Consider the following 14,563-nt stretch of genomic DNA (forward strand, 5'->3'; position numbering starts at 1 on the left):
ATATTGTATACTTAAAATGTTATTATTTTACCTCTTTTACTATAAATATATACACTGGAAAGTGGTCACTATATCCTCCTGTATAATTACCATTAGAATAACTTCTAAACGGATAGCCTTTATATCTTCCCTCTGCCTGAATCAAATATCTTTTATTATAAATATGTGCTTGCCAATATCTAAAAGTACTCATGTCTTTCTTTAACAATTCAGCGGTAAAAATTATCTGATCAAATAAATTCCACCCATCTCTATAGGCTAAAGACCCTAATCCTTTTTTAAGCATAGACTCCATAGGATTGTAAAGATCTTTACCTTTAGCTTTATCTCTATTTCCTTTTGTTCTTAATATTTTTTTCAAACTAGAATTAGTAGGATCGTCATTAAAGTCACCCGTACTAAAAATCTTACTATGTGGATCGATATCTTGTAAAGAATCAATAATCTTTTTGTTTAAAGCTGCCGCTGCCTCTCTCTTAGATCTACTCTTAGCCTCTCCACCACTACGAGAAGGCCAATGGTTAACAATAAAATGTAACTGCTCATCATCCATGATACCTGTTACCAATAACTGATCTCTAGTATAATCATTACTTCCATCAGGGTCTTTTAAATGTAACGGAATATTATCAAAGCTTAACGGTGTAAATACATTCTTCTTATACAACAAAGCTACATCAATCCCTCTCTCATCAGGAGAATCAAAATGAACTATACCATAATTATAAGGTTTCAATTGTGGATCATTTATCAAATCCTGTAACACTTTTTCGTTCTCAACTTCAGCCAATCCAATCACATCAGGTGCCGATCCGGTAACATCCTTTCCTATATCAGAAATTACCCGAGCCATATTTTTAATCTTATCATTATAAATCTCCTGAGTCCAATGGTCTTTTCCTTCAGGTGTTCTATCATCATCATATTTATGAGGGTCATTATAGATATCGAACAAGTTCTCTACATTATAAAATGCAATAGTTCTTGGTAAATACGATTTTTCTTGAGCAGACAGTTTGTATGTTCCTATTATTACCAAACAAAATAAAATTGGTAAAAGCTTTATTCTATTCATTACTTCAATTGTTACGTGTATGTTATAAAACATAGCAAAAGTAAATAATTCTGTGAATTTTACTACATTTGCCGCGTTAACATATTTTTATGATTTAACAAAATAATAATTAATAATTTATCTATGAAGAAAAGACTAGCATTTCTTCTCCTCACTTTATTTACCACCATTGTTTTTGCTCAAAGCGGAGTATTAACCGGTACTGTGGTAGATTCTCAAGGAAAAGAACCGTTGCCAAGTGTATCAGTAACAGTTGAAGGCACAACTTTATCAGTGTCAACCAATGAAAACGGGACCTTCACTATTAATGATGTACCAACCGGAGAAGTAGTACTTGTAATTAGTACTGAAGGGTTTCTTGTTAACACTCTTACTATAAAGATGCCTGAGCAAGGACTTGATTTAGGAATGGTATTTTTAGAAAAAGACCTAAAAGAAGAACAAGCAAACAATTTAATCTCTTTAACAGAAAGTAATCTTACCGATGAAGGTAATGGTGCCGATGTTACCTCTGGTATATTACAGGCTTCGAGAGATACGTATTTAAATGCTGCTGCATTTGATTTTAGCCCATCTTTCTTTAGGGTTAGGGGATTAAATACCGACCATGGTAAGGTTCTACTTAACGGTATTGAAATGAACAAACTTTACAATGGTAGACCCCTTTGGACTAACTGGGGTGGTTTAAACGATGTTACTAGAGATCAAGAATTTAGTAACGGACTTACTCCTTCAAATTATAGTTTTGGTGGCTTAATTGGTACTACGAATATTAACTTAAGAGCTTCAAAATACAGACCTGGTGTTCGTGTAGCATACTCAAACTCTAACAGAAGTTATGCTAACAGAGCTATGGCAACCTATTCGTCTGGATTAATGGAAAGCGGATGGGCTTATACCGTTGCTGCAACCAGAAGATGGGGTAATGAAGGGTTTAACCAAGGTACGTTTTACAATGCCAACTCATTCTTTACTGCTGTAGAATATCAGTTTAACGATAAGCATAGCTTAAACTTTACGGCTATGTATGCTCCTAACAGAAGAGGTAAATCTTCTCCTAATACTCAGGAAGTTTTCGATTTAAAAGGTATTGATTATAACGAATATTGGGGATACCAAGATGGTGAAAAACGGAACTCTAGAGTAAAAGATGTTCAAGAGCCAATTTTTATGTTAAACCATTACTGGAACATTAGCGAGAATACTTCTTTAAATACAAACGTAGCTTATCAATTTGGTAAAATTGGTAATAGTCGTATAGATTATAACGGAAGTAGATTAAATGAAGAAGGTATACCAGTTGGAGGTGGTTCTAACCCAAGTCCAACATATTACCAAAAATTACCTAGTTTTTGGTTAGGTTTAGATGAAGGACCAAACTATACTAGAGCGTATTTAGCTGAACAAGAATTTCTAAATAACGGACAAATTAACTGGAACGATCTATACGCTAGTAATTACAATCATGATGAGCCTTATTCTTCTTATGTTTTATATGAAGACAGAACAGATGATAAATTATTTACTGCAAATACAATTTTTAAGTCAGATATCTCTGAAAACATTATTCTTAATGCTTCTGCCACTTACAAGCATTTAAAATCAGAAAACTTCGCAGAAGTTATCGATTTACTAGGTGGTAAATATTATTTAGATGTTGACACCTATGCTGAAAGTGGACATATAGAAAATCCTGATGAAAGTGATTATTTAGACGTAATACAAAACAATTTATTAAACCGTAACAGAACAGTAGCTCAGGGAGATAAATTTAAATACAACTACAACATTTATTCTGATGTAGTTGAAGCGTTTACGCAAGTACAATTTAAATACAACAAAGTAGATTTTTATATTGGTTCTAATGTTACGCAAACTACTTACCAAAGAGAAGGGCTATACCAAACAGGTACATTTCTAGATAACTCATTAGGTAAAGGAGAAAAATTAACTTTTAACGGTTATGGTGCTAAAGGAGGTTTAACTTATAAAATAACAGGAAGACACCTGTTAGATTTTAATGCAGGATATATTAAGAGAGCTCCAAACATTAGAAATACCTATTCTAATGCCAGAGAAAATCAAAATATAGTAGATGGCATTAAAGAAGAACTTATTACCTCTTTTGATTTTTCTTATATTTTGCGTTTACCTAAAGTAAAAGCAAGGTTAACCGGTTACTATAATACTATTGAAGATGCAAGTGAAATTTCTTTCTACTATGCAGAAGGAGTTTCTTTCTCTACAACAGTACAATCTGACTCTAATGCTTTTATTCAGGAGGTACTAACTGATATTGACACTAGAAACATTGGTGCAGAGATTGGTATTGAAGCACAAGTAACACCTACCATTAAGTTAAAAGGAGCTGGATCATTTATGGAAAGCGTTTACAAAAACAACCCATCTTTATATTTAACAGATGATTCTGGTAACAAATCTCAAACGTATATTTCATACCTTAAAAATTATAAAGTAGCAACAGGACCACAAAGAGCTTTCTCTGCTGGTTTTGAATATAACGACCCTGATTACTGGTGGATTGGTGCTACCGCTAATTTCTTCTCTAATGCGTATATTGATGTGAGTCCGCTACCACGTACTTCTAACTTCTATACAAATAATGATGGGCAAGTTTATAATGATTATGACGCAACCATTGCAGAAGAATTACTAAAACAAGAGAAGTTTAACTCATATATGACCGTTAATTTAATTGGTGGTAAATCATGGAGAATTAACTATAAATACTATATTGGCTTTTTTGCCAGTATAAATAACTTATTTAACGAAGAATATAAAACAGGTGGTTTTGAACAAGGACGTAACGCAAACTACAGAAGTTTGAAAGAAGACAAAGCCAGATCAACACCTATATTCGGTTCTAAGTACTGGTACGGATACGGAACCACTTATTTCTTAAATGTTTACTTTAGATTCTAAACTCAAAAAAAAAATAATGATGAAAGCAACAAAATTTTTAAAATTATTACTTCCGGCAGTAGTGGTTGCCCTTACTATTGCCGCTTGTACCGAAGATGGAGATTACACCTTCCCAGAAATTAGTTTATCTGAACCAGAGGTTGACCCTAACATAGATATTAATTTAGTTAAACAAACTAACAACGGAGGAGTTGTAGATTTTGCTGATGTAGTTAATAACTACTCAGGCGAATCATTAGTTTTTGAAGGATATGTAGTTTCAAATGATGAAGCTGGTAACTTTTATAAAACCTTAGTAATTCAAGATCAACCTGAGAATCCAACAGCTGGTATTCAAATTGATATTGATGATGCATCTCTTTATGAATATTACAAACCAGGTCAAAAAGTATATGTACTTCTTTACGGAGCTAAAGATAACAATGATAACTTATTACCTGCATTAGGTATGGAAGAACAATATGGTGTTTTACACATTGGTGCAATTGAAGGTACCGAAGTAGCTAGAATTGCTGCTACTGAATATTTATATTACATTAAAAGGTCCACAGAGGTTGCGGATATCGTTCCAACGGTTATCAGCCATTCTGATTTTGATGATAGCATGATTAACACTTTAGTTCAGTTAGATTATATGCAAATTACAAGTGACGAACTTGGTTCTGCATATGCAAACGCAGGTGATACGTATAGCGTTAACAGAATGCTTAAAAGCTGTGAAGATAACACCGAAGTAATTTTAAGAAATAGTGGATATTCTTCATTTAAATCACAATTATTCCCAGAAGGTCAAGGTTCTATAGTTTGTGTATTTAGTAAATATAGCTCAGACTATCAGTTATATATTAGAGATACCGAAGATATCGATTTTACAGACTCTAGATGTGACCCTCTTTTTGAAGATTCTTTTGCTGATGGTGCACTTGCTAACTGGACAACTTATAGCGTAACAGGTTCTCCTGAATGGGGCTATAGCTCTTACGGAAACAGTAGTGATAGCGCTTACATTTCAGGATACTCTAGTGGGTATATTGAAAACGAAGACTGGTTAATTAGTAACGCTATTGATTTAAGTGCGGTTTCTACAGCTACTCTATCTTTCCAAAGTGCTAAAAGATATTCTGGTAACGATTTAGAATTATACATGTCTACAGATTATGCAGGTGGTGACCCTAACACTAGTGGAACATGGACACAATTATCTGCTACCTGGGATACTGATACTTCAACGTGGTACTCATGGACAGATTCTGGAGACATAGACGTTTCTCCGGCTGCAGGTGGTACTTTATACATTGCATTTAAGTACACCTCTACTACTTCTGAAGGTGCTGCTTATGAAATTGATAATGTAGTTATAGAGGAATAGTAAAACTCATATATCTTAAAGATATTGAAACCCCGCCCATAAGCGGGGTTTCTTATTTTACAAACCTTTCATTTGTTAAAGTTTTATTTTTTCAACTAAAAAATTAGTTTGAACTAAAAAATTAGTTATATTTGAAGTGTAACTAAAAATTTAGTTGGTAAAATGAAACAACTTACAAAAGCAGAAGAAGAAATTATGCAGGTACTATGGCAGCTTGAAAAAGCTACTGTGAATGAAGTTATAGCAACCCTACCCGAACCTAAGCCTAAATACAATACTGTATCCACTATTATACGCATTTTAGAAAGTAAAGACTTTGTAGACCATGAACAAGAAGGAAAAGGATATAAATATTTTCCTAGTGTAAAAAAGGCAGATTATAGTAACCAGAGTCTAACCAAACTAGTTGACAACTACTTTCAGGGGTCTTTTAAAAGCATGGTATCATTCTTTATGAAGAAAAACGATATTAGCCTGAACGAAATGGAAGAAATCTTAAAAAATGTAGAACAGGAGGATTCTCTGGAAAAATAAATTAGCCATGGTACAATATATTATTCTAGTGATAACTTGTCAGGTACTATTTTTAGCTTTATATGATATAGTGTTAAAAAGAGCTACGTTCTTTAATCAGAATAGAGCGTACTTATTGGTAACCTCTTTTATTTCATTTATTTTACCTTTTATACAAATACAACGTTTTTCTAAACTTATACCAGCAACACTTACGATACCTAATATTGTATTAGATACTAACACAGGGGTTACTCAACTTTCAGAGGTTACAGTAACTGCTCACAATACACTTTCTTGGTATGAGCACATACATTGGTTAGTATGGTTATTTATTATAGGGGTAGTTGTTAGTATCACTCTTTTTATAATAAAGCTCATTAAGCTTTATAAAATTAAGCATGCAGGCACATCTTTCTCTAAACAAAATTACACAGAGGTAATTGTACCCAAATCATCCTTAGCTTTTTCCTTTTTTAAATACATGTTTTTGGGAGACAAAGTAAAACAAAAACCGCATGACCACATTATAGCCCATGAAATGGTGCATATACAACAAAAACACAGTGTAGATTTAGTGTACTTTGAGGTATTAAAAGTCCTGTTGTGGTTTAATCCTTGTATTTATATGTATCAAAAGCGTATTACGGAATTACACGAGTTCATTGCAGATGATAAAACTTCTGTAAACGGCAAAAAACAACAATATCAGTGGCTGTTACAAGAAGCCTTTCAAACTGAAAATATATCATTCATCAATCAATTTTTCAATCATTCATTAATCAAAAAACGAATCGTTATGTTACAAAAATCAAAATCGAAAAAAGCAGATTTACTGCGCTATGCGCTTATGCTACCAATATTAATTGGTATTACTGTATATGTATCTTCATGTACCAAAACAGAAGATTATGAGATAGAAGCAGCCCAAAAAACAGAAGTATTAGAGGTTGTAGAAAGTACGCCTGTTACATTACAAGTACAAAGTCTTTATAATTTAAGTAATGAAGAAACAGAAGCTAAAAATAAGTTAGTAAAAGATCTTATTGAGGGTTACTATTCTGAAATAACCATTATAGATGCATCTGGAAACAAATTTACTATCAATAGTTCTACAATAGCTAAAACAGAAAAAACTGTAGATGTACCTTTTACAATGGTAGCAGAAAAACCTATGTTCTCCGGTTGCGAAAGTGCTAATTATAAATCAGAATGCTTTAAAGAAAAACTGGATGAACATGTACGCAATACATTCCGATATCCGGCAGATGCACAGGCTCGTAAAGTACAGGGCAGAGTATACATTAACTTTAGAATTAACACCGACGGTTCTGTAACCATTATAGGTATTCGCGGACCCGACAAATCTCTTGAACAAGAAGCACAACGTATTATAGAGGCATTGCCTACCTTTATTCCAGGTAAAAATATTAGCGGCGAAGCGGTTAGCGTAACCTTTGCTTACCCAATAGTATTTAAACTAATATAACCATATAGTTAATAAAAAAATGAGTCTCCTTAATACAACCGAGGCATTTACTTTTATAAACTGGTAGATATTAAACAGTTCATACAAAAAATACGTAGTTAGAAAAAAAGAAGATGGTTACACTATTTCTAGCTAAGTTTTATAATTTACAATAAATACATTGTACTACAAAACATAGCAATCACTAGACATAATTCCATCAACATTACTATGAAAAAATATATATTCACCATTATTGCCCTGCTATCTATTTATATAGTATCTGCCCAAAAAACAAAGGCCGATAAGTTTTATCAACTAGGTAATTATACCAGAGCTATTAAAGCCTATAGTGCAGATACTACCAAGGCTTATAACCAGAAAATGATAGCTAAATCATATCATAACCTAGAGAATTACGATATGGCAATAGCCCATTATAAAAAGGCTATTGTTATTGATAGCACTATACAACTACAAAAATTTGAACTGGCTAAAATCTATTTTCAAGTAAAACAGTTTGAAACCTCGGCTAATTTATATAATAAGCTTATTGAACAAGATTCTATTAATCCTACATTCTATTTTAATTTAGGGCTAGTGTACGACCACATGGGTAAAAAACCGCTAGCTTATGCTAATTACGAGAAAGCCTACGAGGTAGATTCTAATTATCTAAAAGCAAGTTATAAACTTGCCACTGCAGCACTGTTAAATCATAGATACGAACACTGTAAAGAACTTATAGAAAAAGGGTTAGCCATAAACCCTAACAACTTAGACTTTATAAACTTATATGCTGTTTATAACTACGACTTGTCTCATTACGAAGAGGCTATAAAATACTTTAAAATATTAATAAATAATAAGCAAACCTCTGCTACTATATATAGACGTTTAGGTATCTGTTATTACAATTCTAATATGTACATTGAAGCCTCTAAAGCTTTTGAGCAACAAAAGATAAGAGAACCTAGGAATCCTGAAGTTTATAATTACTTAGGATTATGCTATAATAAAATTGGTGATTATGAAAAGGCTCTAGAAAATCTAAACAAAGCTGTTATACTTAAAACATTAACATTTGAGGAAGAATACGAAGCATTAGCATTTTGCTATCAGCAAATGAAAGATTATAAGCAAGCCCTTAAATATTATGAACTAACACTTAAAGAGAATCCCAAAAAGTATATTCTTCATTATAAAATAGCCATTACAGCAGATAAGTGCTATACAGATCCTAAAAAGGTACTTCCTTATTACGAAAAAGCAGATCATCACTTTGCAGGCAACAATATGTTTAAACGAATGATTACTAAAAGGTTGAAAGAGTTAAACGCCGAAATTGTAGCCAACACCCCTTAGTTTTCAGTAAAAAATTGTATTTTCGGTATCTACTGAAGATGCATAATGAAGGAATTTAGCGCCATATTGATGTTACTATTTTGTTGCTCTTGCCAATGGGTACAGAAAGACAATATTTCTGAAACCGAACTGGTTAAGAAAAAAATGGCAGAAATTAATATGAATGAGGTAGATGTATATCCATTATTTGAAGATTGTGACGAAACTTCTAATAAACAACTTCAAAAAATATGCTTTGAAGACCACTTAAGAACACTATTTAACGACCTATTAGCGGCTCATAAATTTACTGTTGAAGAAGATATTAACGATACTATTTACCTTTATTTTGTGGTAGACAATACCGGGAAAATTCAATACAGGCGTACTGAAAAAAATAGTAAACTAAACTTACTATTACCAAACATAGATAGCTTACTTGAAGCCCAAACAAAAGAATTACCTACTATCTATCCGGCACAAAAACAAGGTATTAAAGTAGCCTCAAAATGTAAGTTACCTATCATCATTAATTCTCACTAATTTAGGTCTTTAACCACAGGAATCTTTTGACTGGTAATTACCGGCATACTCACTTTTTTTGTAATTACCGCTTCGGTTTCTATAACTGCCACTACTTCTACTGCTATATGAATCCCATGTAAATTATCGGGGTTACTAATAACCAAATACTGCTTCTCTTTATTTGTTTTCTTTACTGTAACTACCCCCGACTTATAATTTTCTCTCGATGCATCTATATTATAGGTATAATCCTCGTCTTCATTAAATAACTTAGCATTCTTTTCATCTACCATATAAATATCGCAGATTTCAGCACCCGGTGGTGAGGCCATACTAGATATTGCAGACTGTAAGTCTTTATCTTCCTTTATATATCCGCTTAAAGCCGATACAAAATTAAAACTATTCAGGGTTTGTTTTACCTCACTTTCATCCCTACTGGCAGTAAATACATAATACCATTCTTTAGTGTTTTCAGGTAAATTCACAGGGACTAACACACTATTTTTACCCCCCTTTAAATAAGCATTACTTCTACTATTTAAGTAAAATTTTTCGTTTTGCACACTAGTGGCTTCCAGTTTTTTAATTGTAGATAACTGTTCAGTTTTGTATGCATAAGTAGTATCTACCACCAGCTTATGGTCTAAAGTAACAGGGGAACCTGTATAGTTATTAGAAACAATCCTTACATCGTACATTGCTTCCTTATTGTCAGGATTACTTAATTTTATTATATAAACTCCTCGTCTAGTCACCGTAATAATTCGAGATAGTTTCTTAAAATTATCTTCGTGAAAAAAGGGCCTACGCGGATAAATGGTTACCTCCATATCTATTTTACTACCACTAATACGATCCAATTCAATGTGTATGGCATCTCCATCTGCTCCTGGTACTTCATAAACCTTTTCTTCATGAGTCAACAAGGTTATTTTCTCTTTATAAGTAGTTTGCCCAAGTGCTTTAAAGCCAAAACCTATAAGTAATAAAAAAAGTATTCTTGTCATATCTTATTTTTTATTGTTAGGTCGGTAATTTATTCTTCTACTATAGGAACAGTATAATATTCTTCAGGTAATATTTTCCCATAAATGCGTTCCATTCCATCTAAATCTACCGCCAAAAACTTCCAGTTTATTTTATTTGATGAAACTGCATAAGCTTCGTTGCTCGTTTTAATTTCAAATTGAGAAGCCTCTTCATTAAACATCACATTTTCTGCTCCGTAAGTATCCTTAAAAAATATTTTAACAGTACTTAATTTAGTTCTGCTTTTTTCAGGTGAGTCTCCTTTTTTAGCATGGTACTCAATATCTTTCATACAGCTGTAAGTAATCGTAGCATAATACATTTCCCCTACTTCCTGAATATCACCAATCACAATATCCTCAGCTGGATGTATCGTTATGTTCATACCTGGGTTTTCATAGATCTCTCCCATCATTTTTAAATACTGATCCTTTGGCATCGACTCAAAAAAACTAGGCACAATTGCATTTGCCGCATTCTCAAAATCTTTCTTTGCAACATAACCATCATAGGCTACAAACGCATCCTTTACAATTTCTTTATCATCTTTTTCTTCCTGAGAAAACATAAACTGTGCCATAAATAAACAAATGACTATGGCTAAAGATGGTCTTATTTTCATGTACTAAAATTTAATTGAATGACTAATGTAACTAAAAATTCAAGGGTTACTAATACTAATTAGGTTCTTTAACAAATTCTTTCTTTTTAAACGATCCTTTGTTATTTATAGCTATATAATATACATACTTACTGTCTTTAGTGATCCCTTTACAAATACTTTCCATAACATTGTGCATTGCTGTATTTTCATTCGTCGCCTTAATAGAATCATTTAAATCTACAGATGTATAATACTTTATAACTGGGTAATACTCATTATCTAAACGCTTTAAACTAATATTAATTATCCGGGGTTCTGTTTCTAACGTATCAATAACTATCGGAAACTTATAGGTTTTATTAGCCTCCTGTAATGTTTTGGTATAAAATGCTTTTATCTCCGGAGCCTTGCTATATTCCCAAATACTGCCACCAGGATATGCAACACGACTACTTAGCAACAAACTATTTACAGCATCTAACAAGTATCCTTCGTTATGCTCTTTTAACGATTTTTCATACCATTCTATAGCTGTTTTATACCCTATAGTATATTCACCAAAGTGCATGGTATTCAGTTTCCACTCACCATCAACCTTACCATAGCCATTTATTAAAAGAAAATAATCTTTACCATTATCTACTAATAATAACGACATAAAATTCTCTTTAAACGGCATGTATACCGAAAGTGAATATGTGTTTACGCCTGCATCTTTTGAAGTTACCTTCAACGAATCGGTCTCTTTTTTAATAATGTAGTACTGAGTAAAAACTTTATGGTCTGGTTTAATTCCAGCTATCTGAAAATCTTTATATAGGGTATCTATGGCTCCTTTAGAAGCTTCTTTAAATTCATTTGTCATAAAGATTTCCACTAACCCTCTATCATTAGACAAAAGACTGCCTATTACCTTATTATCTAACTTTGAAATTACAGCCTTAAGCTCTTCATTAATTTCAGCATCTCTTGCTGTCTTCTCTGCACCAGTACACCCAATAAAAAGTAACAAAAAGAAGGTTGCACTAAACGCAAATATTTTCAAAAACTTCATTCTATTCGTAATTAATTTTACAATGCGAAAAATTACTAATTAATTGGCTATGGTTTCAAATGTTTCTCTAATTTTTTTGTCTAGTGATTAAAATACCACCCTCTATAACACCTGTTTTGCCAGTTGCAATAGCTCTTATTAACGAAGTTACATTGTACGCTCTATTACCTTAATCTACATTAAATTTTACATCGGTATCATCTGTATATTTTACAACCATACCTTCTATATTAGCCACATTGAAATTATCATCATTACATAAAGTAGATATGGTAGATCCTCAGGTTCCGTTTAGTCTAAACTAGTTCTAATTCTGCTAAGTGACTGTGGAGTTATTTTTAGATAGGAAGCTATATATTGTTGCGGTACATATTTAGCCAAATTAGGGTATCGTTTTATAAACTCAAGATACTTTGTTCTAGCATCTCCAAAGTTTAAAAAATCGTTATCCTTTATTTTATTTAGTAACTGTGCTTCGGTAATACTTTTTATAAATATATACATATTAGGCACCTCTTCTGCAAGTATATCAAGATCTGTTTTACTTACCACATACAGTGTACTGGGAATAACCGCCTGTATAGCATCTTTACCCGGACTCTGAGTATAGTAACTTTCTAAATCTACCGTAAACTGGTTTTCTCTAATAAAATACTTAGTTATCTCTTTACCGTTTTCATCTACATTATACATTCTTAAAATTCCTTCTTCAACAAAACCAACTTTACTTGCTATTTTGTAGGCTTTATGAAAATGCTCTAAACTTTTCAAATCAATTTTCTGAAAATACGTAACAGCATACTTTATACTCTCTTCTGAGAGGATACCGCCAAAACCTAACACTTGCTCTAAACGTTTCATTATGATTTAATTATACCTTTTTCAAAGATACTTTTTGCACATGAAATAACCGCCTCATCTACAGAAATAGGCTCCCAGCCCAATTCCTTTATAGCTTTTGTATTATTCAACTTTCGGGTTACTCCTAAATCTACTAATATAGGTTTTAATGTTGTATCTATATTAGAAAACAAGCGCACTACCCAATTTGGTAATTCTCTTTTAGGAATTGTCCGCTTAGGAAATTGTTTTTGAAGAATTGCTCCTATCTCTTTAAACATGCTATAACCAGCAGAAGCCACATAACGTTTACCCGAACTAACCGATGATTCCATTGCCAATATATGCAAATTAGCCACAGACCTAACATCTACAATTTCAAATCCTATTTTAGCTAAGGCAGGCGAACTTCCATTTAACAATTTAATCACAATATTCGCAGAAGTACCAAAATCCTTTTCTAATACCGGCCCCAATATTGCTCCCGGTAATATGGTAGTTAATTCCATTTTTGTGCCTAAAGTATTCATAAAATCCCACGCCGCCCTTTCTGCAATGGTTTTACTTCTAAAATACGGCGTAGTATCCTTACGGTTGCCAACATCTGTCCAGTCATTCTCATCCATTTCCACTCCTAACTCAGCTTTGGTCTTACCATATATAATAGAAGCTACAGAGGAAGTCATCACCACTTTTTTCACCCCATTATTACTGGCGGCTTTTAGCACATTTAAAGTCCCTTGTCTGGCAGGTTTTACTAAATCAATCTCATTTTTGGGTAGTTTTCTCGGAAAAGGAGATGCTATATGCAATACGTAATCTACACCTTTGGTTAGTTCATCCCAAATAGCAACATCTAATAAATCGGCTTCAACAATAGTTAGCAATTCCCAATTAGTGGTATGTGCTTTAATAATACTTTTAATTTCTTCCGATCTACTTTGATTTCTAAGCGTGCCAATAACTATGTATCCTTTATTCAACAACTGAATAGCAGTATGCGATCCTAAGAAGCCGGTAACTCCGGTAAGCAATACTTTTGATTTCATGATTTTATTTTTCTCAAAAGTATATAGGCTATAAAGAGCAACAATTACCAAATGGTAATAAATGAAGTTCTAGATAATGGTAGAAAAAAAGAATTTCCAAAAATCCCTCTGACACATGTAAGTTACTCAAAAGTTATAATTCAGAGATTCTAGGAAATTCTTTAAATTTAAGACTCTTAATTATGAGTCTTTATAGATTTTAATTTATATCTGCAATTCTTATGGTTACCGTAGTAGTTGGTATTTCTACTTCGGTTTTTGTATATGGTATTACTTCTTCTTCTGTATTTACTTCTACCTCATTAGATATCACCATAAAATCGTCTACAAGGTTGTCGTCAGGATTGAACAGTAAAAATAGTTTTGTAACATTTTCAGAATTCTCACCCAATTGAAATACTAGTACGTAAACGTTTTCATTACTTAAATCAGCAGAAATGGTAAACGTTCTTTCTGAATATGAAAGAAGTTGTGATTGAAAGTTTTTTAATTCCCCTATATACTCGTTAGACAGCGTATTAGAAAAATAGGCATTGTAATCTGTTTGGCTATTAGACTGAGCTAAATCGTTTGCGAAAGCAATACACGTTTCAGTAAAACGTTTTCGTTCTGGACTAAACATTTCTTCCTCTGAAACCACTGACTGACCAAAGGTTACCAACGATGTAAATAACAATACTATAAAACTCTTCATAATCTCTCTTTGTTAAAATCGACGATTTCTAAATCCTCAATTTCTATAATTAT

At 32.6% G+C, this 14,563-nt stretch carries 13 protein-coding genes; 6 read left to right on the plus strand and 7 right to left on the minus strand.

Annotation, left to right across the window (positions count from 1 at the left end; all coding sequences use genetic code 11):
- Positions 1 to 22: 22 nt before the first annotated feature.
- The gene (locus NBRC110019_RS08385; protein WP_281753990.1) at positions 23 to 1,075 is read right to left on the minus strand and encodes an endonuclease/exonuclease/phosphatase family protein; all 1,053 of its coding nucleotides are present in this window, start codon (positions 1,073 to 1,075) and stop codon (positions 23 to 25) included.
- 123 nt (positions 1,076 to 1,198) lie between these two features.
- On the opposite strand from NBRC110019_RS08385, the gene NBRC110019_RS08390 reads away from it, so the two are divergent.
- The 6 genes from NBRC110019_RS08390 (at position 1,199) to NBRC110019_RS08415 (ending at position 9,255) form a co-directional block, all read left to right on the plus strand.
- The gene (locus NBRC110019_RS08390; protein ID WP_281753992.1) at positions 1,199 to 4,018 is read left to right on the plus strand and encodes a carboxypeptidase-like regulatory domain-containing protein; all 2,820 of its coding nucleotides are present in this window, start codon (positions 1,199 to 1,201) and stop codon (positions 4,016 to 4,018) included.
- A 16-nt stretch (positions 4,019 to 4,034) separates the two neighbouring features.
- Entirely contained in the window at positions 4,035 to 5,387 is a 1,353-nt protein-coding gene (locus NBRC110019_RS08395) for a DUF5689 domain-containing protein (RefSeq protein WP_281753993.1), read from the plus strand.
- 162 nt (positions 5,388 to 5,549) lie between these two features.
- Positions 5,550 to 5,921 (plus strand): BlaI/MecI/CopY family transcriptional regulator, encoded by a 372-nt coding sequence (locus tag NBRC110019_RS08400; protein WP_281753995.1) that lies wholly within the window; start codon positions 5,550 to 5,552, stop codon positions 5,919 to 5,921.
- A gap of 7 nt (positions 5,922 to 5,928) precedes the next feature.
- Entirely contained in the window at positions 5,929 to 7,389 is a 1,461-nt protein-coding gene (locus NBRC110019_RS08405) for a M56 family metallopeptidase (protein WP_281753997.1), read from the plus strand.
- A gap of 210 nt (positions 7,390 to 7,599) precedes the next feature.
- Complete coding sequence (locus tag NBRC110019_RS08410) at positions 7,600 to 8,733, plus strand: tetratricopeptide repeat protein (RefSeq protein ID WP_281753999.1); 1,134 nt, start codon at positions 7,600 to 7,602, stop codon at positions 8,731 to 8,733.
- 45 nt (positions 8,734 to 8,778) lie between these two features.
- Positions 8,779 to 9,255, plus strand: coding sequence for a hypothetical protein (locus NBRC110019_RS08415; RefSeq protein WP_281754001.1), 477 nt, complete (start codon positions 8,779 to 8,781; stop codon positions 9,253 to 9,255).
- Here the strand turns inward: NBRC110019_RS08415 and NBRC110019_RS08420 are convergent.
- From NBRC110019_RS08420 to NBRC110019_RS08445, 6 genes are all read right to left on the minus strand, one after another.
- On the minus strand, positions 9,252 to 10,247 hold the full coding sequence (locus tag NBRC110019_RS08420) for a hypothetical protein (RefSeq protein WP_281754003.1): 996 nt from the start codon (positions 10,245 to 10,247) through the stop codon (positions 9,252 to 9,254). The genes NBRC110019_RS08415 and NBRC110019_RS08420 overlap by 4 nt on opposite strands.
- A 29-nt stretch (positions 10,248 to 10,276) precedes the next feature.
- Entirely contained in the window at positions 10,277 to 10,891 is a 615-nt protein-coding gene (locus NBRC110019_RS08425; RefSeq protein ID WP_281754005.1) for a hypothetical protein, read from the minus strand.
- A 55-nt stretch (positions 10,892 to 10,946) separates the two neighbouring features.
- Positions 10,947 to 11,927: a hypothetical protein gene (locus tag NBRC110019_RS08430; RefSeq protein WP_281754007.1), complete on the minus strand. Its 981-nt coding sequence runs from the start codon at positions 11,925 to 11,927 to the stop codon at positions 10,947 to 10,949.
- 291 nt (positions 11,928 to 12,218) lie between these two features.
- Positions 12,219 to 12,788: a Crp/Fnr family transcriptional regulator gene (locus NBRC110019_RS08435; RefSeq protein ID WP_281754008.1), complete on the minus strand. Its 570-nt coding sequence runs from the start codon at positions 12,786 to 12,788 to the stop codon at positions 12,219 to 12,221.
- The gene (locus NBRC110019_RS08440) at positions 12,788 to 13,816 is read right to left on the minus strand and encodes an SDR family oxidoreductase (protein WP_281754009.1); all 1,029 of its coding nucleotides are present in this window, start codon (positions 13,814 to 13,816) and stop codon (positions 12,788 to 12,790) included. Before NBRC110019_RS08440 ends, NBRC110019_RS08435 begins: the two co-directional genes overlap by 1 nt.
- Positions 13,817 to 14,015: 199 nt before the next feature.
- Positions 14,016 to 14,510, minus strand: a complete 495-nt coding sequence (locus NBRC110019_RS08445; protein WP_281754011.1) for a hypothetical protein — start codon at positions 14,508 to 14,510, stop codon at positions 14,016 to 14,018.
- Positions 14,511 to 14,563 lie beyond the last annotated feature (53 nt).

This window comes from Neptunitalea chrysea, from assembly GCF_027924145.1.
GTDB classification, from domain to species: Bacteria; Bacteroidota; Bacteroidia; order Flavobacteriales; family Flavobacteriaceae; genus Neptunitalea; species Neptunitalea chrysea.